The sequence below is a fragment of the Roseovarius sp. genome, from assembly GCF_027019125.1.
Classification (GTDB): Bacteria; Pseudomonadota; Alphaproteobacteria; order Rhodobacterales; family Rhodobacteraceae; genus Roseovarius.
On the sequence record NZ_JALUXE010000008.1, the window covers coordinates 39,130 to 58,723 of the forward strand.

General features: G+C 65.3%; 14 protein-coding genes and 1 pseudogene. 6 read left to right on the forward strand and 9 right to left on the reverse strand.

Annotated elements, in window-relative coordinates; all coding sequences use genetic code 11:
- Positions 1–237 precede the first annotated feature (237 nt).
- The 3 genes and pseudogenes from MVC20_RS04325 to MVC20_RS04335 all read right to left on the reverse strand — a co-directional run.
- The gene (locus MVC20_RS04325; protein WP_297538796.1) at positions 238–1,500 is read right to left on the reverse strand and encodes an ATP-binding protein; all 1,263 of its coding nucleotides are present in this window, start codon (positions 1,498–1,500) and stop codon (positions 238–240) included.
- Between the two features lie 115 nt (positions 1,501–1,615).
- The gene (locus MVC20_RS04330) at positions 1,616–2,062 is read right to left on the reverse strand and encodes a GNAT family N-acetyltransferase (protein ID WP_297538798.1); all 447 of its coding nucleotides are present in this window, start codon (positions 2,060–2,062) and stop codon (positions 1,616–1,618) included.
- Positions 2,059–4,029 (reverse strand): annotated as a pseudogene (locus MVC20_RS04335) (protein meaA); the annotation flags it as partial. The gene MVC20_RS04330 and the pseudogene MVC20_RS04335, both read right to left, overlap by 4 nt.
- Before the next feature lie 140 nt (positions 4,030–4,169).
- Between MVC20_RS04335 and MVC20_RS04340 the strand changes: the two are divergent.
- Positions 4,170–5,543: a 1-acyl-sn-glycerol-3-phosphate acyltransferase gene (locus MVC20_RS04340; RefSeq protein ID WP_297538800.1), complete on the forward strand. Its 1,374-nt coding sequence runs from the start codon at positions 4,170–4,172 to the stop codon at positions 5,541–5,543.
- A gap of 135 nt (positions 5,544–5,678) precedes the next feature.
- Positions 5,679–6,965, forward strand: coding sequence for a crotonyl-CoA carboxylase/reductase (gene ccrA, locus MVC20_RS04345; protein ID WP_037276605.1), 1,287 nt, complete (start codon positions 5,679–5,681; stop codon positions 6,963–6,965).
- Between the two features lie 132 nt (positions 6,966–7,097).
- Here the strand turns inward: ccrA and yihA are convergent, their stop codons facing one another.
- The 6 genes from yihA to MVC20_RS04375 form a co-directional block, all read right to left on the reverse strand.
- Positions 7,098–7,748: a ribosome biogenesis GTP-binding protein YihA/YsxC gene (yihA, locus tag MVC20_RS04350; protein WP_045686091.1), complete on the reverse strand. Its 651-nt coding sequence runs from the start codon at positions 7,746–7,748 to the stop codon at positions 7,098–7,100.
- Positions 7,748–8,491, reverse strand: coding sequence for an MOSC domain-containing protein (locus MVC20_RS04355; RefSeq protein ID WP_297538804.1), 744 nt, complete (start codon positions 8,489–8,491; stop codon positions 7,748–7,750). The genes yihA and MVC20_RS04355 overlap by 1 nt, the downstream gene beginning before the upstream one ends.
- Entirely contained in the window at positions 8,488–10,311 is a 1,824-nt protein-coding gene (gene yidC, locus MVC20_RS04360; RefSeq protein WP_297538806.1) for a membrane protein insertase YidC, read from the reverse strand. Before yidC ends, MVC20_RS04355 begins: the two co-directional genes overlap by 4 nt.
- Positions 10,312–10,424: 113 nt before the next feature.
- The gene (locus tag MVC20_RS04365; protein ID WP_297538808.1) at positions 10,425–11,942 is read right to left on the reverse strand and encodes a bifunctional diguanylate cyclase/phosphodiesterase; all 1,518 of its coding nucleotides are present in this window, start codon (positions 11,940–11,942) and stop codon (positions 10,425–10,427) included.
- 45 nt (positions 11,943–11,987) lie between these two features.
- A complete protein-coding gene (gene ttcA, locus MVC20_RS04370) occupies positions 11,988–12,857 on the reverse strand; it encodes a tRNA 2-thiocytidine(32) synthetase TtcA (RefSeq protein WP_297538810.1) in 870 nt (289 codons plus the stop codon).
- Positions 12,858–12,979: 122 nt separating this feature from the next.
- Positions 12,980–13,855, reverse strand: a complete 876-nt coding sequence (locus MVC20_RS04375) for a LysR family transcriptional regulator (RefSeq protein WP_297538812.1) — start codon at positions 13,853–13,855, stop codon at positions 12,980–12,982.
- Between the two features lie 102 nt (positions 13,856–13,957).
- On the opposite strand from MVC20_RS04375, the gene MVC20_RS04380 reads away from it, so the two are divergent.
- The 4 genes from MVC20_RS04380 to MVC20_RS04395 all read left to right on the forward strand — a co-directional run bounded on the left by MVC20_RS04380 (position 13,958) and on the right by MVC20_RS04395 (position 19,592).
- Positions 13,958–15,544 carry an NADH-quinone oxidoreductase subunit L gene (locus tag MVC20_RS04380; RefSeq protein ID WP_297538814.1) on the forward strand — a complete coding sequence of 529 codons (1,587 nt, stop codon included), beginning with the start codon at positions 13,958–13,960 and terminating at the stop codon, positions 15,542–15,544.
- Positions 15,541–17,946: a DUF2309 domain-containing protein gene (locus tag MVC20_RS04385; protein ID WP_297538816.1), complete on the forward strand. Its 2,406-nt coding sequence runs from the start codon at positions 15,541–15,543 to the stop codon at positions 17,944–17,946. The genes MVC20_RS04380 and MVC20_RS04385 overlap by 4 nt, the downstream gene beginning before the upstream one ends.
- A gap of 129 nt (positions 17,947–18,075) precedes the next feature.
- Entirely contained in the window at positions 18,076–19,386 is a 1,311-nt protein-coding gene (locus MVC20_RS04390) for a glycosyltransferase family A protein (RefSeq protein ID WP_297538818.1), read from the forward strand.
- Positions 19,383–19,592: a hypothetical protein gene (locus MVC20_RS04395; RefSeq protein ID WP_297538820.1), complete on the forward strand. Its 210-nt coding sequence runs from the start codon at positions 19,383–19,385 to the stop codon at positions 19,590–19,592. The genes MVC20_RS04390 and MVC20_RS04395 overlap by 4 nt, the downstream gene beginning before the upstream one ends.
- Positions 19,593–19,594 lie beyond the last annotated feature (2 nt).

Genomic DNA, 19,594 nt, shown 5'->3' on the forward strand with positions numbered 1-19,594 from the left:
TTGGGCGAAAACGACCTGAATTGGTGCGCCTAACCGGCCCACCTCCGCGACTTCTAGAGGGCTGTTCCCATGTGGGACAGCCCTTTTGAATTTGGCGATCCTCGCGTGTAAGGTTCGTAAGGTTTGCAAGGGGATTTTGTAAGGTCGCGCGGCGTCTGAGGGGCCTCGTGCCAAACGGTATCGAGAGGGGCCCCGGATCAGGTCCGGGGCGGGTATCTGCGGGGGCATGGCCCCGCCTCAGACCAGCGGCAGGATGAGCGCCACTTGCAACCCGCGAGAGGGCCGGTTGCGCAGTTCGAGCCGGCCGCCCGACTGCTCGGCAAAGCCCTTGACCATCGAGAGGCCAAGGCCCGAGCCTTCGCCCACCGGCTTGGTGGTAAAGAAAGGTTCTGTAATGCGGTCGATCATGGCGGGGGGCACGCCGGGTCCGGTATCCTCGATCAGGATGGCCACCTCGCGCGCGCCGGGATTGGCCAGAGCCGAGAGCCGCAGAATACCCCCCTCGGGGTGCATGGCGTCGCGGGCGTTGATGGCGCAATTCAAGAGCGCCGTTTCCAGCAACTGACGGTCTGCGCGCAGGCTGAGATCGGGCAAGGTCCCCGAGAGAACGACGCGCACCGATTCAGGCAACAGGCGGCGCAGCGAGAGGGCAAAAGCCTCGAGAAATGGCGCAAGGGCGATGTCGCTGCGCATCATCTGGGATTTGCGCGAAAAGGCCAGCAGTTGTCGCACAAGATGGGCGGCGCGGTCGCATCCGGTGCGGGCCTCATCCAGCATGGTTTCACGCTCGGCCGGATCGGGCAATTCCGAGGCCAGATCGAGATTGCCGCGGATCACGGTCAGGATATTGTTGAAGTCATGGGCGATGCCACTGGTCAGTTGACCGACCGCGCGCATCTTTTGCGATTGCACCTCGGCCTCTTGGGCGCTGCGCAGGGTGGCGCGGGTGCGCATCATCGAGAGATAGGTCATCATGTAATAGGCATTGATGCCGAACCCGGCAAAGACGATGGCGATCTGGTGGCTCTGGGTTTCGGTCTTGGTCACAAAGGCCATGACGACGCCGATGACGCAGAATGTGATCAGGAGCGTGTCCCACATGGCCAGATAGGTCAGATCGGTGTGCCGGCTGAGATTGTAGAGGCCAAGGCCGATCAGCCCGGCAATGCCGATGAATTCATAGGCCCGGCTGTCGAGGGTCGTGAGATAGACATTCATCCCGGCATACCAGATGGAAATGATCATGCTGGCGAGAAAGAGCGCGGCATAGGCCCCGCGCCCCTTGGGCAAGGCGGGCGCGCGCAACACGAGGATATAGATCCCGTTGAACAGGATATAGCCAAAGCCCCAGATCAGCATGAGGGTCTGCCCCGTGCTGATCCACAAAAGGAGTGCCGCCCCGGCGACGATGGTGTGACGCGTGAGAATCTCTGCCACGGATGTGGCATCCGCGTGTCGGAGGATTTCGATCTGGCGGCGGTATTTAGCCGGGTCTGTCATGGCGGCCTATGGGAATGAAACGAAAGGCACGTCATGCGAGCATAGGCGAGAAGCCCCGTGCGACGCCACCCAAAGGTTACGGGGCGGGTGTGCCTTCGATGGGGCGCAAGCCGCTCTAACGGCTATATTTGATGAACGGGGTCACTGTGGCGATGCGATCGTAAAGTTGGCGCGCGGTTGTGTTGAACTCTTGCGTCATCCAATAGACCGCTGGGCACCCATCGGCATCGGCGCGGGCATAGACCGCCTCGATCAGGGCGCGGCCAATACCCATGCCGCGTGCCTCGGGGGCGGCGTAGAGATCCTGAAGATAGCAGACCTGTTCCACCCGCCAGTTATGGGCGTGATAGATGTAATGCACCAGACCCACGGCGCGGCCATCAAGGAGGGCGATCAGCCCGTTCTGATCCGGGTGATCGGGCGAGAGCAACCGGCCAAAGGTGGTGTCATAAACCGCCTCTGGCAGGGTGGTTTCGTAGAAATCGAGATACGCCCGCCAGAGATCGCCCCAGGCGGGGCGATCATCGGGCACAATCGGGCGGATCTCCAAGGCGGCGGTCATTCCGCCGCGACCGCCTGAGGATCAACGAGGGTGACGATATCCATCATGATGGTGTTGAGCTCGAAATCCTTGGGGGTATAGACACGCGCCACGCCCATTTCGCGCAGGCGGCGGGCGTCATCCTCGGGGATGATGCCGCCGACGATCACCGGCACATCGCCAAGGCCCGCGGCACGCATCCGGCCCATCAGATCCTCGACCAGCGGCATATGGCTGCCCGAGAGGATCGAGAGGCCGACGACATGGGCGCGATCTTCGAGTGCGGCATTGACGATCTGTTCCGGGGTGAGGCGGATGCCCTCGTATCCGATGTCCATGCCGCAATCGCGGGCGCGGCAGGCGATCTGTTCGGCCCCGTTGGAATGGCCGTCAAGACCGGGCTTGCCCACAAGGAACTTGAGCCGGCGGCCAAGCCGGTCCGAGACCGCGTTGACGGCATCGCGGATGTGATCCAGGCCTTCGGTCCGGTTCGAGGGGCTGGCGGATACGCCCGTGGGCCCGCGATATTCGCCAAAGACGGCGCGCATTTGCGCGGCCCATTCGCCGGTGGTGACACCGGCGCGGGCGCAGGCGATGGAGGGCTCCATCACGTTGCGCCCCTCGGCGGCGGCGGCGCGCAGGGCGGCAAGGGTGGATTTGACGGCGGCCTCGTCGCGGGCGGCGCGCCAGTCCTTGAGGCGGGCGATCTGTTCGGCCTCGACCGCGGGGTCAACGGTCATGATGCCGCCATCCTCGGTCTGCAAGGGCGAGGGCTCTCCTTCCTGCCAGCGGTTGACGCCGACGACGATGGTGTCGTTGCGCTCGATCCGGCCAAGGCGGTCGGCGTTCGACTCGACGAGGCGGGATTTCATGTAGGCAATGGCGGACACCGCGCCGCCCATGGAATCGAGATTGGCCAGTTCGTGCCGCGCGCCGTCCTTGAGCGCCTCGACCTTGGCATCGACGGCGGGGTTGCCATCGAAGAGGTCGTCGAATTCCAGGAGGTCGGTTTCATAGGCGAGGATCTGTTGCATCCGCATCGACCATTGCTGGTCCCAGGGGCGCGGCAGGCCCAACGCCTCGTTCCAGGCCGGAAGCTGCACCGCGCGGGCGCGGGCGCGTTTCGAGAGGGTGACTGCCAGCATCTCGATCAGGATGCGGTAGACGTTGTTTTCCGGCTGCTGTTCGGTGAGGCCCAGCGAATTGACCTGCACGCCGTAGCGGAAGCGGCGGTACTTGGCGTCCTGGATGCCGTAACGCTGTTCGAGGATTTCATCCCAGAGATCGACGAAGGCGCGCATCTTGCACATTTCGGTGACGAACCGGATGCCCGCGTTGACGAAGAAGGAAATCCGCGAGGCGAGCGCCGGGAAATCGGCGGCGGGCACGCGCGGGCGCAACTCATCAAGCACGGCGATGGCCGTGGCAAGGGCAAAGGCCAGTTCCTGCTCGGGCGTGGCGCCCGCCTCTTGCAGATGGTAGGAACAGACGTTCATCGGGTTCCATTTGGGGACATTCGTGTAGCAGTATTCGGCCACGTCACCGATCATCTTGAGGCTGGGCGCGGGCGGGCAGATATAGGTGCCCCGGCTGAGATATTCCTTGATGAGGTCGTTCTGCACCGTGCCTTGCAGGGCGGTCACATCGGCGCCCTGTTCCTCGGCCACGGCGATATAGAGCGCCAGGAGCCACGGGGCAGTGGCGTTGATGGTCATCGAGGTGTTCATCTGGTCGAGCGGGATCTGGTCGAAGAGCGTCCGCATGTCGCCCAGATGGCAGATGGGCACGCCCACCTTGCCCACCTCGCCCCTGCTGAGGATATGGTCGCTGTCATAGCCGGTCTGCGTGGGCAGGTCGAAGGCCACGCTGAGGCCGGTTTGCCCCTTGGCGAGATTGGCGCGGTAAAGCGCGTTGGATTTCGCGGCGGTGGAATGGCCCGCATAGGTGCGGATCAACCAAGGCTTGTCTTTCTGCGGCTGCGACATACGGGGCCTCGTGAATCAGGGTGCGCAATTTTGTTTCGTTTCGACGCAGGGTATAGGCAAGAAGGTTGCGCTGTCAATTCGCTGCATTGCGGCATATGGGCTGGGGCATTTACGAAAACCCAAAACCCTGATTTGGTGCGGTCATGGGACAGACCGTGGAGATGCCGCTCTGGGCGTTGGTGTTGTTGGTGGGGTTCGCGGCCGTCACCTTTGCCAGTCATTTTCTCTTTCCGTCGGTGCGGTGGTTTCTGCGGCGCAGGCTGGAACGGGCGGTGGCGCGGCTGAACACGCGGTTGCAGCGCCCCATCGAGCCGTTCAAGCTGGCGCGGCGCTATGACATGATCCAGCGGTTGATCTATGATCCCGAGGTGAGCGTCGCGATTGCCGCCCATGCGCAGGCCGAGGGGATTCCCGAGAACGTGGCCTTTGAACAGGCCAGGCGCTATGCGCGCGAGATCGTGCCGAGTTTCTCCGCCACGGCCTATTTCGGCATTGCGATCCGCCTCGCGAAATGGCTGAGCCGGTCGCTCTATCGCGTGCGGCTGGGGCATTTCGACGAGGCGGCGCTGGCAACGGTGGATCGCGAGGCGACAGTGGTCTTTGTGATGAACCATCGCAGCAACATGGATTATGTGCTGGTCACATGGCTTGCGGCGGAGCGGTCGGCGCTGAGCTATGCGGTGGGCGAATGGGCGCGGGTCTGGCCGCTGAGCCGGTTGATCAAGGCGATGGGGGCCTATTTCATACGGCGCAAATCGCGCGGCGATCTCTATCGGCGGGTGTTGGCGCGCTATGTGGGCATGGCCACGGATGGCGGCGTGACGCAGGCGATGTTCCCCGAAGGCGGGCTGAGCCTGTCAGGCGGGTTGCAGCCGCCCAAGCTGGGTCTCTTGAAATATCTGGTGGAGGAGCGCCGCCCCGGTGGCCGCGATGTGGTGTTTGTGCCTGTGGCGATCAATTACGACCGGGTGTTCGAGGATCGGCTGTTGGTGGCCGCAGGACAGGCGGGCGGGCGGCGGTTTCCGGCGCGGATCAGCGTTGTGGCGGGATTCGTGCTGCGGCAGGTTTGGCTGCGGCTGAGGCGGCGCTATCACCGGCATGGCTATGCGGCGGTGAGTTTTGGCGCGCCGATGTCGCTGGCGGAGTTCGAGCGCGATCATCCGGCGGCGGGGGTCGAGGGGCTGGCGCGGGCGCTGATGGCGCGGATCGGGGCCGAGGTGCCGGTGCTGCCGGTGCCCATGGTGGCGCGGGCGCTGATCCGGGCCGAGGGGCCGCTGACGCGCGAGGGGCTGGATGCGGCGCTGGCAGAGATGCTGGCCGAGGTGCCGCGCGCGCATGTGCATCTGCCGCGCAAGGATCTGGGCTATGCGGCGCGGTTCGGGATACAGGTGCTGCGCAAGCGCGGGATGATCGAGGAACGCCACGGCGCCTTTGTGATCACCGAGGCGGAGCGGCCCGTGGTGGCCTATTATGCCGCCTCGATTGACCATCTATTTCGCGGGCGCAGCGGGGGATGAGCGGATTTTCTGCATCCGCTCGGTTATAAAATTACAAAAAACCATCAAATGCTATTGCATTATTGCGAGGCCGTTTGTATCTCGGGTCAAGACGAACGATTCTGCATCGCGGCATTCTGAGACAGGAGGTTGACCATGGCCCTGGATACCAAGACGGGCATTGCGCCCTACGACGCCCCCGAAAAGGACCTCTATGAGGTTGGGGAAATGCCGCCCCTGGGCTATGTGCCCAAGAAGATGTACGCCTGGGCCATTCGCCGCGAGCGGCATGGCGAGCCGGACGTGTCCTTTCAGAAGGAAGTCGTCGATACATGGGAGATCGACAGCCAGGAGGTTCTGGTTCTGGTGATGGCGGCGGGCGTCAATTACAACGGCGTCTGGGCCGGTCTGGGCCAGCCGATCAGCCCCTTTGACGTGCATGGCCAGGACTATCACATCGCCGGGTCGGATGCCTCGGGGATCGTGTGGAAGGTGGGCGACAAGGTCAAGCGCTGGAAGGTCGGCGATGAGGTGGTGATCCACTGCAATCAGGACGACGGCGACGACGAGGATTGCAACGGCGGCGATCCGATGTTCTCGCCCACGCAGCGCATCTGGGGCTATGAGACCGGGGACGGATCATTCGCGCAGTTCACCCGCGTTCAGGCGCAGCAATTGATGCCGCGCCCCAAGCATCTGACATGGGAGGAAAGTGCCTGCTACACGCTGACACTGGCCACCGCCTATCGGATGCTGTTCGGCCACGCGCCGCACGATCTCAAGCCCGGTCAGAACGTGCTGGTCTGGGGTGCGTCGGGCGGTCTGGGCTCTTATGCGATCCAGTTGGCGAATACGGCGGGCGCCAATGCGATTGGCGTCATCTCGGACGAAAGCAAGCGGCAATTCGTGCTGGATCAGGGCGCGAAGGGCGTCATCAACCGCAAGGATTTCAAGTGCTGGGGTCAGTTGCCCAAGGTGAATTCGCCCGAATATAACGAGTGGCTCAAGGAAGCGCGCAAGTTCGGCAAGGCGATCTGGGACATCACCGGCAAGGGCGTCAACGTGGACATGGTGTTCGAGCATCCGGGCGAGGCGACATTCCCGGTCTCGTCGCTGGTGTGCAAGAAGGGCGGCATGGTGGTGATCTGCGCCGGGACCTCCGGGTTCAACTGCACCTTTGACGTGCGTTACATGTGGATGCACCAGAAGCGTTTGCAGGGCAGCCACTTTGCCCATCTCAAGCAGGCGGCGGCGGCCAACAAGCTGATGGTCGAGCGCCGGCTTGATCCCTGCATGTCGGAGGTGTTCCCCTGGGACGAGATTCCGCAGGCGCATGTCAAGATGCTGCGCAACGAGCACAAGCCGGGCAATATGGCGGTGCTGGTGCAAGCGCCGCGCACCGGGCTGCGCACGGTCGAGGATGTGCTGGACGCGGGCCGGTAAGGCGCGTCTGGCAGAGGGAGGAGCGGCTCGCGAACCAGGAGGGGTTCGCGGGCTGTTTTGTTTTGCAGATATGGCACGCAGAGGGGGAGAGGCCCCGGGTCAGGCCCGGGGCGCGAAGCGCGGTCGCGCGCCTTATTCCAGCGTGGCGATGGTGGCGCGCAGGGTGGCCAGACCCTCTGACTTCTCGCTGGAGGTGAGGATCAGCTCGGGGAAGGCGGCCGGATGGGGCGCGAGCTTGCTGCGCACCTGATCCAGCACACGCGCCCGCTCGGTGGCGTTGATCTTGTCCGTCTTGGTAAGCACGCATTGAAAGGTCACGGCGGAGGCGTCGAGCAGGCTCATGATCTCTTCGTCCACGGATTTGATCCCGTGGCGGGCATCGACCAGCACGAAGGCGCGGCGCAGGGTCTGGCGACCTGAGAGGTATTGCTTCAGAAGCGCCTGCCATTTTTGCACCACGGCGAGGGGCGCATTGGCATAGCCATAGCCGGGCAGGTCCACGAGATAGTGGCTCTCGCCCAGGGCGAAGAAGTTGATTTCCTGCGTGCGGCCCGGCGTGTTGGAGGCACGCGCCAGCGCCTTGCGCCCGGTGAGGGCATTGATCAGGCTGGACTTGCCGACATTGGAGCGCCCGGCAAAGCACACCTCGAGTCGGTCGGCGGGTGGCAGGCCCGACATGGCAACGACGCCTTTGACGAAATCCACAGGCCCGGCAAAGAGCTTGCGCCCCAGTTCGGAGGTCTCGTGATCGGGGTCGGGGGCAGGTGAAAAGCGCAGTTCCATCACAGCACCTCGATCTGGTCGCCAAGGGCGAGGGTGCCGCCGGTGATCACCTCGGCGTAGATGCCGAAATCCTGATGGTCCCAGTTCTTGTTGAGCGCCGCCAGCGTGTCGAGGTCGCGCACTCCCGTGGCCGGATTGGCGGTGGTGGCCAGACACCGGCGGATCGGTTCGCGCACGATCATCTCGGCTGTGCCGATACGCAGCGTCTTGCCGATCAGGTCGAACTCAGCCCAGGGGGCAAGCCCGTCGAGATGGATGTTGCAGCGCCAGCGCAGGGGCGAGACATCGGCCCCCATCTTGGCCGCGAGATCGGCGTTGGAGGCGAGGTTGAGCAGGCTGACCGACGGGTAATCGGTATCGGTAAAGCCGCGCCCGTCAAGGCGGTAGAGGCGGGTCGGCTGCGTGCCCTCGGGGGGCATCAGGGGGCGCACCCAGTCGAGAAACGCCTGCCCGTCGTGATCGGGGTGAAAGGTCAGGTCGGGGCGGTCGGGGTGGCTGAGGGTGACGGTCTCGGACGCCTCATCGAACCGTGCGTTGATCGCCATGATCGCCCCGGTCTTGGAGCCGCGCGAGAAGTTGACGCAAGGCCCCCATTCGCCGTCCGTCAGCCGCGCGATTTCGAGGGCGACGGCCCAAAGACGGTCGCCGGGCATGGCCTGCCCGGCGGTGAGGGTGACGGCGGTGAGGGCCTCGCGCCCGTGGCCTTTGATGGGGTGCCGCCAGAGGGCGCGAACCTCTGTCATTTCTTCTTTTTCGGCGCTTCGGGCGCGGGCTTGGCGCGCTTGAAGCTGGACGCGATGTTGCCGAACACGTCCGGTTTATGGCCATGGCTGCGCATGATCAGATATTGCTGGGAGAAGGTGATCATGTTGTTGGCGATCCAGTAGAGCACCAGACCCGAGGCAAAGCTGCCGAGCATGAACATGAAGACCCAAGGCATCCAGGCAAAGATCATTTTCTGCGTGGGGTCGGTGGGCGACGGGTTGAGCTTTTGCTGCAGCCACATCGAGATACCAAGGCAGAGCGGCAGGATACCGATGAAGATCAGCGCGAGGATCGAACCCGGCTCGGGTGCGGCCCAGGGCAGGATGCCCCAGAGGTTGTAGAGCGACGAGGTATCGGGGGCCGAGAGATCCTTGATCCAGCCGATCCAGGGCGCGTGACGCAGTTCCAGCGTGACGAAGATCACCTTGTAGAGCGAGAAGAAGATCGGGATTTGCAGCAGGATGGGCAGACAGCCCGCCGCCGGATTGACCTTTTCCCGCTTGTAAAGCTCCATCATCTCTTTCTGGAGTTTCTGGCGGTCGTCGCCGGCGACCTCCTTGATCTTCTCCATCTGCGGCTGGAGTTCCTTCATCTTGGCCATGGAGACATAGGATTTGTAGGCCAAGGGCAGCACCAGCGCCTTGATCAAAAGGGTCAGCGCGATGATGGCCCAACCCATATTGCCGATCACCCCGTGCAGCCAGTGCAGCGCCGCGAAGATCGGTTTGGTCAGGAAGAAGAACCAGCCCCAGTCGATCGAGTCGAGAAAGCGGTCAACGCCCTGTTCGTTCTGATAGTTGCGGATGGTGGCCCATTCCTTGGCGCCGGCAAAGAGGCGGGTTTCGGCGCTGGCGGTCTGGCCCGGCTCGACCGTCTGGGTCGGCTGCACGGTCTCGGTCTGGTAGATGCCGCGTTGCGGATCGAACTTGGCCACGGCCTTGAACGGGCTGCCTGTCGCGGGGATGAGGGTGGTCATCCAGTAGTGATCGGTAAAGCCGATCCAGCCATTCTCGGTCACCTGGGTGACTTCGGCGGGGGCGCCTTCGCGGGCGTTGAACGGATATTCCTCGACATCGTCATACTTGATTTCCGCAAGCGTGCCATCGGCCATGCCGATCAGACCCTCGTGGAGAATGAAGAATTTCTTGAGGTCGGCGGGGCGGCCATGGCGGGCGAGGATGCCGTAAGGGGCGAGGCTGACGGCATTGGCGCCGGTGTTTTCGACCGATTGGCGAACGGAGAACATGAAATCCTCGTCCACGCTGAGTTCGCGGCGGAAAATGAGGCCCGCGCCATTATCCCAGGAGAGGGTGACGGGCGTGGCGGTGGTCAGCGTGTCGCCGCTCTCGATCTGCCAGAGCGTATTCGCGCCGGGCACCTGATCGGGGGTCAGGCCCGCGCCGGGGGCCCAGCCATAGAGCGCGTAATAGGGGGTCTCGGTGCCCACCGGCGAGAGCAGGCGCACGATCTCCGAGGTGGGGTCGATCGTCTCTCGGTAATTCTTGAGGAAGAGATCGTCGATCCGCCCGCCCTGCAGCGAAATCGTGCCTTTCAGGCTGGGCGTGTCGATGGTGAGGCGCGGGGCGTCCGGCTCGGCCGCGGGGACCGCGGTCGTGGCGGTGGTCGCCTCGGTGCTGCCCTGCGCGGTGGGGGTGGGCAGGCTCTCGGTTGCCGTGGGCACGGCGGCGTTGGGATCGACCGGGGCGGGTTCGGGAGGTGGGAACATCACGAACCACACCAGAATCACAACGAAACTGAGTGCTGTTGCCAGGAGGAGGTTCTTGTTCTGATCATCCATCGCCGATGGCCATCCCTGTATTGCGTGTCAGGGGCGGTTCAACAGAGTGCGGCGGCAAAGGTCAAGCGGATTCCGGGGATTCTGCCCATTGGCGCGGGGATTCATCGCAGGGTTCAGCCCTTGGCGCGGGCGATCCGGGGCATCGGGCCGAGTTTGGCGCGATGCGCCGCGATCCAGTCCGGCGTCGCCTCGAGCGGCATGGGGCGGGCGATACCAAAGCCCTGCACATGGGCGCAGCCCAGTTGCGCGAGCATGGCATGTTCGCCCGCTGTCTCGACCCCCTCGGCGAGGGTGGCAAGGCCAAGGCGGTCCGCCATCGACAGGATCGCGCCCACCATGCGCTGTTGGTCCGGGTCGCGGTCAATCGCGGTGACGTAGGAGCGGTCGATCTTGAGCCGTTGCACGGCAAAGCGGCGGATGGTGGCAATCGAGGCGTGCCCGGTGCCGTAATCGTCAAGGTCGATGGGGCAGCCCATGCGCGCCAGCGCCGCGATATTGCGGGTGATGACGTCATCGGCAGAGGTGGCGACCACGGATTCGAGCACCTCGATCACCAGACGGTCCGCGGCCAGATCGCAGCGGTCCAGTTCCCACGCGAATTTCTCGGGCAGGGTGGGATTGCGCAATTCCTCGGGAGAGAGGTTGAGGCCGACGCGCGGAATGTCGAGGCCGAGATGATCCCAGGTTTGCAGGGCGCGCAGCGCATTGCCGAGCATGGCATCGCCCAGCACCTCCATCCGGCCCGAGGCGGCAAGAAGCGGCAGGAATTCCGCCGGTGCGATGAGCCCCGCCGTCGGATGCTGCCAGCGCGCGAGCGCCTCGAACCCGGTGATCTGGCCGGTGTCGGTGCAGATCTGCGGTTGGAACCATGTGATGAGTCGCCCGTCTTGCAGGGCGGTCGTCACCTCCTCTGCAAGGGCGCGGGGCAGAGGCGTGGGTGCGGCCATGCCCCGGCCATAGGCGCGGATTGCCGACGGGCCATGGTGCTGCGCCTCGTGCAGGGCGGCAAGGCAGGCGTCATAGAGCGCCGGGGCGGTGCGCGCGGGCGCCTGTGCATCCAGACAGAGGCCAAGCGAGGTGGAGATATGCAGCGTGGCGGCATCAAACGGGATCGGATCGGTCAGCGCCACGCGCAGCCGTTCGGCAAGGGCCAGAAGCGGCCCGAGCGTGAGGCCCGGCATCGGGGCCAGAAGCACCCCGAGGCGGCCTGAGCCAAGATCGAAAAGCTGGTCCGCGGGCCGCAGCGCGCGTGCGAGGCGTTCAAGGCTCTGGAGGATCACGCGGTCGGCGGTGGCGAGGCCGTGACGGTCCGTCAGCCTGTCGAAATCGTCGATCTGGAGGAGAAGGCAGGCGGTGCGTGCGCCCCCCTGTCGCGCAGCGCCCAGGCTCTCGGCGATGGCCTGTTGCATGGGCGCGCTGCGCGCCGCCTCATCCGTCAGGGGCGGGGTTTGGCGGCGGTCCGAGAGGGCAAGCGCCAGAAACGCCAGCGGCACGGCGAGGATGAGCGCCGCAAGCCCGAACCAATGGGTCGCCAGCCCCGCCGCGCCGACGAGCGCCAGCGATTGTGGCCATTGGCCCGCGCGCAGCCGTTCCGCGATCCCTGCAATCCGCTCTTGCCGTTTTCCGATCATCAATCCCGATCCTGCAATCTGGCGTTGAGCCTAGCGCGGCAGGAGTTAACGGAGTTTGGGCAAACCTTCGGGAATTGTGTCGGATTTTATCGATTCTGTGGTCAGACCCGCGAAATCGAAGAGTTTTGGATCAAGAAGATGTGAGGGCCGCGCGTTCATCAAGGCGCGGAACATGACCTGCCGGCGACCTGGGCTGCGTGATTCCCAGCCGTCGAGGATCTGTTTGACCTGCTGGCGTTGCAGACCGTCCTGTGATCCGCAGAGATCGCAGGGGATGATCGGATAGTTCATGGCGCGGGCAAACCGCTCGCAATCCTCTTCGGCGACATGGGCGAGGGGGCGATAGACGAAGAGATCGCCCTCTTCGTTCACCAGCTTGGGCGGCATGGTCGCGAGCCGCCCGCCGTGAAAGAGGTTCATGAAGAAGGTTTCGAGAATGTCGTCGCGGTGATGGCCGAGCACGACCGCGGTGCAGCCCTCTTCGCGGGCGATGCGGTAGAGATTGCCCCGACGCAGGCGCGAGCAGAGCGCGCAATAGGTGCGCCCCTGCGGCACCTTGTCCACGACGATGGAATAGGTGTCCTGGTATTCGATGCGGTGGGGCACCTGCATGCGTTCGAGAAACTCGGGCAGGACGGTGGCCGGGAAACCGGGCTGACCCTGATCGAGATTGCAGGCCAGCAATTCGACCGGCAGAAGGCCGCGCCATTTGAGTTCGTAGAGCACGGCGAGCAGGGTGTAGCTGTCCTTGCCGCCCGAGAGACAGACCAGCCATTTGCCGCCGGGAGCAACCATGCCGTATTGCTCGATCGCCTCGCGGGTGTGGCGCACGATCCGTTTTCGCAGCTTCTTGAATTCGGTGCTGCTGGGCGCCCCGTGGAACAGCGGATGGATCTCTTCGGTCTCGTCTAGCATGGGCTGGCTTTAGGGGTTTTGTGGGGGGCAGGCAAGGGGCTGGGTGGGGGCTGAGGGATTGCCGCCGGACCCTTTAAAAGGGTCCGGTTCGTTTTCTTTTCAAGAAAACGGGTCAGATGCCCTCACAACACCCGGTCGAAGAGCTGCGCGAGGAGGGGGTTGGGGAATTTGCGTTTGGCGGTGACGGCGTGGAAATGCTCGGTCAGGCCCACGCGATAGGCAGCCTCTTGCAGGAGGCCGGATTCCAGTTCGTTCTTGACCACGATGGGCGGCAGCACCGCAAGGCCGATATCCTCGCGCGCAAGGAGGCGCATCATGGCCATGTCATCCACCTCGGCGGCCAGCACGGGGCGAACGGATAGGCGGGCGCAGAGCGCGTCAAAGCCCGCGCGCACCGGAGACTCGAGCGTGGGCACGATGACCGGATTGGCACCGAGCAGCGCGGCAAGGCTGTCGGCCGCGTCAATCCGGGCGGGGGTGCCGATCACGCTCACGGGTTGCTGGGCCACGGGATGCACGATGAAACTGGTCAGCGCATCGGCGCTGGGTGCCAGATTGGTGAGCACGACATCGAGGCTGAGCGCCTCGAGCCCCTGCAGCAATTCGATCGAGGTGCCGGAGCGCAGGACAAGCTCGATCTGGGGCTGGCCAAGGAGAGGGCGCAGAAACTCGATCTGGAAGTTGCGCGACAGCGTGGCGAGCGCGCCCACGCGCAGCACCTGTTGCGCATGGCCGGTCTGGCGCAGCGTGGCGATGAGTTCCTGCCCCGCGCCAAAGATGGTTTCGGCGTAGTCGAGCGTGATGCGCCCGGCCTCGGTCAGGTGCAATTGGCGATTGCGCCGCTCGAACACGGGCTGGCCCAGACGATCCTCGAGCTTGCGGATTTGCACCGAAAGGGCGGATTGCGAAAGGTTGAGCCGTGCGGCGGTGCGAGTGAGATTGCCGTCGCGGGCGACCTCCCAGAAATAGCGCAGGTGGTTGTAGTTCATTTCGGTCATATCGTTCTATATAAAAGAACGATTTGTTTGGAACAATGAATTTTTATTATGTTCCGGGCTTGGCTATCACCGGGCAACCCAAGTTTCGCCCCCGGAGGTTTCATGCTGATCCATCTGTTCCCCCTGCTCGCACCTGTCGTTCTGATCGCAGTGGCGGTCGTGATCCAATTGCGCCGCGAGATGGTCCAGAGGCGCGCCGCGAGGTGGGGCGAGGTGGCCGCGCTGATGGCGCTCTTTCTGGCCTTGGCGATGCCTGTGATCCTGATCGGTGCAGGGGCGGGCGACGGCGCCTTGCCGGGGGTGCTGGGCCATGTCATCGCGGTACGGGTGGATGTGGTCAGCGCCGTGATGCTGGTGCTGGTGGCCGTTATCGGATGGGTCGTGGCGCGCTATGCGCGGACCTATCTGGATGGCGAACCGGGGCAGCGGCGCTTTGCGGTCTGGCTGTTGGCGACGCTGGCGGCGGTTCAGATCCTCGTGCTGTCGGGTTCGGTCGTGCAATTCGTCGGGGCCTGGATTGCCACAAGCCTCTGTCTGCACCGCCTGCTGCTGTTCTACCCCGAGCGGATCGGGGCACAGCGCGCGGCCTACAAGAAATTCGTGACCGCACGGCTGGGCGATGCCGCGCTGATCGGGGCGGCGGTGCTGTTGGTCCTGGCCTATGGCACAACGCAGATCGCGGGGATCCTGAGTGCCGCGCGTCTGGGTGAAGGTGGCGGGATGGCCGCCACGGCGGCCGGGCTCTTGGCGCTGGCGGCGCTCTTGAAATCGGCGCAATTCCCGAGCCATGGCTGGCTGACCGAGGTGATGGAGGCGCCGACGCCGGTCTCGGCGCTGCTGCATGCGGGGGTGGTGAATGGCGGCGGGTTTCTCTTGATCCGCTTTGCCGATGTCATGCTCTTGTCGCCGCTGGTTCTGGCGGTGCTGGTGGGGATCGGCGGATTTACCGCGCTCTTTGGCGGGGTGGTGATGCTGACGCAACCGACGGTCAAGGTCTCGCTGGCTTGGTCCACCGTGTCGCAGATGGGGTTCATGATCCTGCAATGCGGTCTCGCGCTCTTTCCGCTCGCCTTGCTGCATATCGTGGCGCATTCGCTCTACAAGGCGCATGCGTTCCTGTCGGCGGGCGGCGCGGTCGAGCGGGTGGCGGCGCAGCGGCGGCCGGGGCCGGTGGCGGTGCCGGGCCTGCGGTCTGTGGCGCGGGCCTTTGGTCTGGCGATCACGATCTATGGGTTGGTTTACCTCGCCTCGGGGGCGCTCATCGGCTTTGGCGCGAAATCGCCGCAGGCGGTGGCGCTGGGCGCGATCCTGATCTTTGGGGTGGCCTATCTCTTGGCGCAGGGCCTTGCGGATGCGGCCCCGCGCGCGCTCACACGGCGCACGGCGCAGATGTCGGTGCTGGCCACATTGGCCTATCTGGCGCTGCAACGGGGATCGGAATGGCTGACCTCGGGTGTCTTGCCACCCGCACCGGCGGCGGGGCCGCTCGAATGGGCGCTGATCATTCTGGCGCTGGTCAGTTTCGGCGCGGTGGCGGTGGCGCAATCGACCCTGCCGCTCTGGGCGCATCATCCGGCGGCGCAGGGGCTGCGGGTTCATATCACCAACGGGTTTTACATCAACGCCGTCGAGGACCGCCTGCTGCGGGTCTGGTCGCGGCCACGGGCACGCAAGGGAGCGGCATCATGAAGATCGAAACGCACGCCGGGTTTACCGGCCCCCATCTGGAACTGATCGCCCTGTCCGAGAAGGTGAGCCGCGTCCTTCCGCCCCTCTGGCCGCTGGAGGCGACCGTTGCGGTCAATCCCTTCCTTGGCCAGACGGGGCAGAGTCTGTCGCAGGTGGCGGCGCTGTTGGGGCGGATTGGCGGAATGCGCGTGACCATGCCGAATGCCTGGTATCGCGCGCGGATCGCGGATGGGCGGATCACTGATGCGGACCTTGAGGCGGCGCTGGCGGAGGCCCCGGCGGGCGCGCCTGCGACGGTCGCCGCTTTGAAAGCTGCCGCCGAGGCCGAGGATGCCACGCCCGAGGCCTTGCCCACGATCGCGCATCTGGCGCAGGAGGTGTCGGGCGTGGATTGGCCGGGCCTGATCGAGGCGCGCATCGGGGCCTGGGCGGCGGGCTATTTCGACGCCGGTCAAGCGCTCTGGCAGGTGACGGCGGGGCGCGGAGCCTATGAAAGCTGGCAGATCTTTGCCAGCCGGGATCTGACGCCGGAAATCTCGGGTCTGGCCGGGTTCGCGGCGCATGTGGCGACACAGCCGGGACGGGCGAGGGTGGCACTGTCGCTGGCCTGCGATGCCCTGGGGCTGAAGGCGGCGGCGGCGGAAAGCTATTTTCACCAGCTTTTGCTGGGGCTTGGTGGCTGGGCGCAACTGGCGCGGCAGCGGCTATGGCAAGCCGAGATGGACGGGCGGGCAGAGCCGATCACCACCGATCTCTTGACCATCCGGGTGATCTGGGACGCGGCGCTATGGGCGCAATATGGCGACCGTATCGCGGAACGCTGGGCCGAAATCCGCGCCACCCACGCCACCCCGCCGCGCGCCACGGTGGCGCAAGTGGCGGCCTGCGTGCTGCAAGACGCGGCAGAGCGGGCGGCGCAGCGCGATCTGGCCGGGGTTCTGGAGGCAGAAGTACCGGAGCGGGCCGGGGCACGGCCGCAGCTTCAGGCGGCGTTCTGCATCGACGTGCGGTCAGAGGTGTTCCGGCGTGCGCTCGAAAGCCTTGATCCCGGCATTCAGACCCTTGGTTTTGCCGGGTTCTTTGGCCTGGCCCACGCGCATCGGGATTTCGCATCCGATGTGAGCGAGGCGCGGTTACCGGTGTTGCTTGCGCCGAAACTGTCGAGCACGGCCACGGCCCCGAGTGCCGCCGAGGCCGATCAGGCGGCGCGGTTCGGGGCGCGGGCGGCGCGGGCCTGGGGGCGGTTCAAGCTGGCGGCGGTGTCGTCCTTTGCCTTTGTCGAGGCGACGGGGCCGGTCTATCTGGGCAAGCTCTTGCGCGATGCGCTGGGGGTCGCGCCACGCGCGACCGAGGCCCCTGCGCCGCAGTTCAGCGCCGAATTCACCCTGCCCGAGCGGATTGCGACGGCGGCGGCCATCCTGCGGGCGATGTCGCTGACACAAGAATTCGCGCCCGTGGTGCTGTTGGTCGGGCATGGGGCAAGCGTGGTCAACAATCCGCATGCCAGCGCGCTGCACTGCGGGGCCTGTGGCGGCTACCGCGGCGACGCCAATGCACGGCTTTTGGCGGGGTTGCTGAACGATGCCGAGGTGCGCGCGGGGCTGGCGGCAGAAGGCATCGCCATTCCGCATGACACGGTTTTCCTCGGCGCGTTGCACGACACGACCACGGATGCGGTGACGCTCTATGCGCAAGACCCCGGGTGTGCGGTGTCGCCCGATCTGCTGGGGCGTGCGCGCGCATGGCTGCAAGAGGCGGGGGCGCTGGCACGCGCGGAGCGGGCCTTGCGTCTGCCGCGTGCGGGCACCGGCGATGCGGTTGCGGCGCGCAGCACCGATTGGGCCGAAACCCGGCCTGAATGGGGGCTGGCGGGGTGCAGGGCCTTTGTTGCCGCGCCGCGCCATGTCACGCGGGGCAAGCCGCTGGGGGGCCGCGCCTTTCTGCATGACTATGACTGGCGGCAGGACGAGGGCTTTGGCGTGCTGGAGTTGATCCTGACCGCGCCGGTGGTGGTGGCAAGCTGGATCAGCCTGCAATATTACGGATCGGTGGTGGCTGCGGAGGTGTTTGGCGCGGGCAACAAGCTCTTGCACAATGTCACCGGCGGGGTTGGTGTGGTCGAGGGCAATGGCGGTGCCTTGCGGGTGGGCTTGCCCTGGCAATCGGTGCATGACGGGACGGACTTTGTGCATGAGCCGCTGCGCCTGACGGTCTGCGTGGCGGCCCCGGCGGAGGCTGTGACGGATATTCTGGCACGGCATCCCGATCTGCGCGCGCTGTTCGACAATGGCTGGCTGCATCTGATGTTGCTCGATGACGCGGGGCGGATCGCGGCGCGCTATCGGGGGGATCTGACGTGGCAGGGCAGCGGCGATCGGCCGGGAGAGCGCAAGGCAGCCTGAGCGCGTCCGGGGAAAGGATTGCAGCACCGAAGGCAGCGCAGTAAGACGGAAGGGACAGCGGCTGGTCTGGCCGTTGTCCTGACCCGCAATCCCCGGACAGGATGTCCGGCCGGACAGAAGGCCGCTGCCATGCCCGTTTCGCCCCCTGACATGCCGGCGCTTCTGGCAGAGCTTGCGCGGTTTCTCGGGCATCCGCAGCCCGATCAGACCGGCGCGCCATCGCTGGACCTCGCTACGCAGCTGCAGGCCGCGCAAGCCTGGCTCTGCCAGCAAGAGGCCGATGACGCGGGCGCATTGGCGGATTTCATCGGCGCGCTGGGGGTGCGGTTGGCGCAGGACGGGCTCAAGGGCCGGATCACCGCGCAGGCCGCGCAATTCGAGCTTTTGACCCTGCGCGCCGCGCGCGCGGCGGAAGAGACCGAGAGGCTCTCGGGGAAGGCGCAGGCACTCAACCTGCTGTTTGCACAGGCGCTGGCCGATCTGCCGCAAGACCGGCAAGCCGTGCTTTTCTCGTCCAGGGATTATCTGGAGCAGAACCCCGATGTGGCGGCGGCCGGGGTTGACCCTCTTGCGCATTACTTGACGGGCGGGGCGGCAGAGGGGCGCGCGCCGCAGCGGATGGATGAGGCAGGCGAAGGTCTGATGACACTGGTCGAGACCTGCCCGCCGCCAAGGTTCTGTCGCGACATGCCTGCGACCGTACGGGCAGAGGCGCTGGCGCTCTTGGGGCAGCAAAGACCGGAGGTCAGCGTGATCCTGCCCACGTGGAACCGGGCGCAATCGGTGGCGACGGCGGTCGCCTCGGCGCTCTTGCAATCCTATGCGCCCAAGGAGGTCATCGTGATCGACGATGGCAGCCAGGACGCGACGGTCGCCTTGTTGCAGCAGCGGTTTCCCGAGCCTGTGGCGGCGGGGCGTCTCGTGATCGTCACGCAGGAAAACGCAGGCGTATCGGCGGCACGCAATGCCGGTCTGGCGCAGGCACAGGGCGATGTCGTCGCCTATCTCGACAGTGACAATCACTGGGACGCGGATCATCTGCTCTATGCGGTGGGCGGGTTGCTGGCGGTGCCGGAGGCGCAGAGCGCCTATACCGCGATCTGTCGCCACAACCTCTCGCAAGGATGGAGCGATGTTCTGTTTCAGCGCTTTGACCGGGCGCAGTTGGCCGAGGAAAATTTCATCGACCTGAACAGTTTCGTGCACCGGCGCGCGCTGGCCCAGACGCTGGGCGGGTTTGACACGGCGTTGACGCGGCTGGTGGATTGGGACCTGATCCTGCGTTATGCGGCCGGGTCGGCACCCGTTGCCCTGCCGGTCATCACGGGGCATCACGTGGTGGACAGTCTTGGCCTTGACAACATCACCACGCGCGAGGCGTTGGGGCCGAACCTGGCCCGTATCCGTGCCAAGCACGGCAGCATTCCGGAGGTCACGTGAGCGAGCCAGAGGAAGAAAGCGCGCGGGCCATCGCCGCGCTGCGCGCCCAGAACCGGCTGTTGCTGGAGCAGGTCGAGGCCCTGCGCGCGGCACTGGCCACGCGCGAGGACGAAATTACCCGGCTGAGTGCGCGGTTGCTGGAGTGTGAGGCCGAGCCTCCCGCGCCGCCCGGTCTCTTGGCGCGGTTGCGCCCCCGGTGGCGGTGATC

Excerpts from the sequence above, each read along its gene's own strand:
- MVC20_RS04380 (WP_297538814.1), top strand. The coding sequence starts at position 13,958 with ATGCTGATCCATCTGTTCCCCCTGCTCGCACCTGTCGTTCTGATCGCA.
- MVC20_RS04340 (WP_297538800.1), top strand. The coding sequence starts at position 4,170 with ATGGGACAGACCGTGGAGATGCCGCTCTGGGCGTTGGTGTTGTTGGTG.
- MVC20_RS04385 (WP_297538816.1), top strand. The coding sequence starts at position 15,541 with ATGAAGATCGAAACGCACGCCGGGTTTACCGGCCCCCATCTGGAACTG.
- MVC20_RS04365 (WP_297538808.1), bottom strand. The coding sequence starts at position 11,942 with ATGATCGGAAAACGGCAAGAGCGGATTGCAGGGATCGCGGAACGGCTG.
- yidC (WP_297538806.1), bottom strand. The coding sequence starts at position 10,311 with ATGGATGATCAGAACAAGAACCTCCTCCTGGCAACAGCACTCAGTTTC.
- ttcA (WP_297538810.1), bottom strand. The coding sequence starts at position 12,857 with ATGCTAGACGAGACCGAAGAGATCCATCCGCTGTTCCACGGGGCGCCC.
- MVC20_RS04325 (WP_297538796.1), bottom strand. The coding sequence starts at position 1,500 with ATGACAGACCCGGCTAAATACCGCCGCCAGATCGAAATCCTCCGACAC.
- MVC20_RS04355 (WP_297538804.1), bottom strand. The coding sequence starts at position 8,491 with ATGACAGAGGTTCGCGCCCTCTGGCGGCACCCCATCAAAGGCCACGGG.
- ccrA (WP_037276605.1), top strand. The coding sequence starts at position 5,679 with ATGGCCCTGGATACCAAGACGGGCATTGCGCCCTACGACGCCCCCGAA.
- yihA (WP_045686091.1), bottom strand. The coding sequence starts at position 7,748 with ATGGAACTGCGCTTTTCACCTGCCCCCGACCCCGATCACGAGACCTCC.
- MVC20_RS04375 (WP_297538812.1), bottom strand. The coding sequence starts at position 13,855 with ATGACCGAAATGAACTACAACCACCTGCGCTATTTCTGGGAGGTCGCC.
- MVC20_RS04390 (WP_297538818.1), top strand. The coding sequence starts at position 18,076 with ATGCCCGTTTCGCCCCCTGACATGCCGGCGCTTCTGGCAGAGCTTGCG.
- MVC20_RS04330 (WP_297538798.1), bottom strand. The coding sequence starts at position 2,062 with ATGACCGCCGCCTTGGAGATCCGCCCGATTGTGCCCGATGATCGCCCC.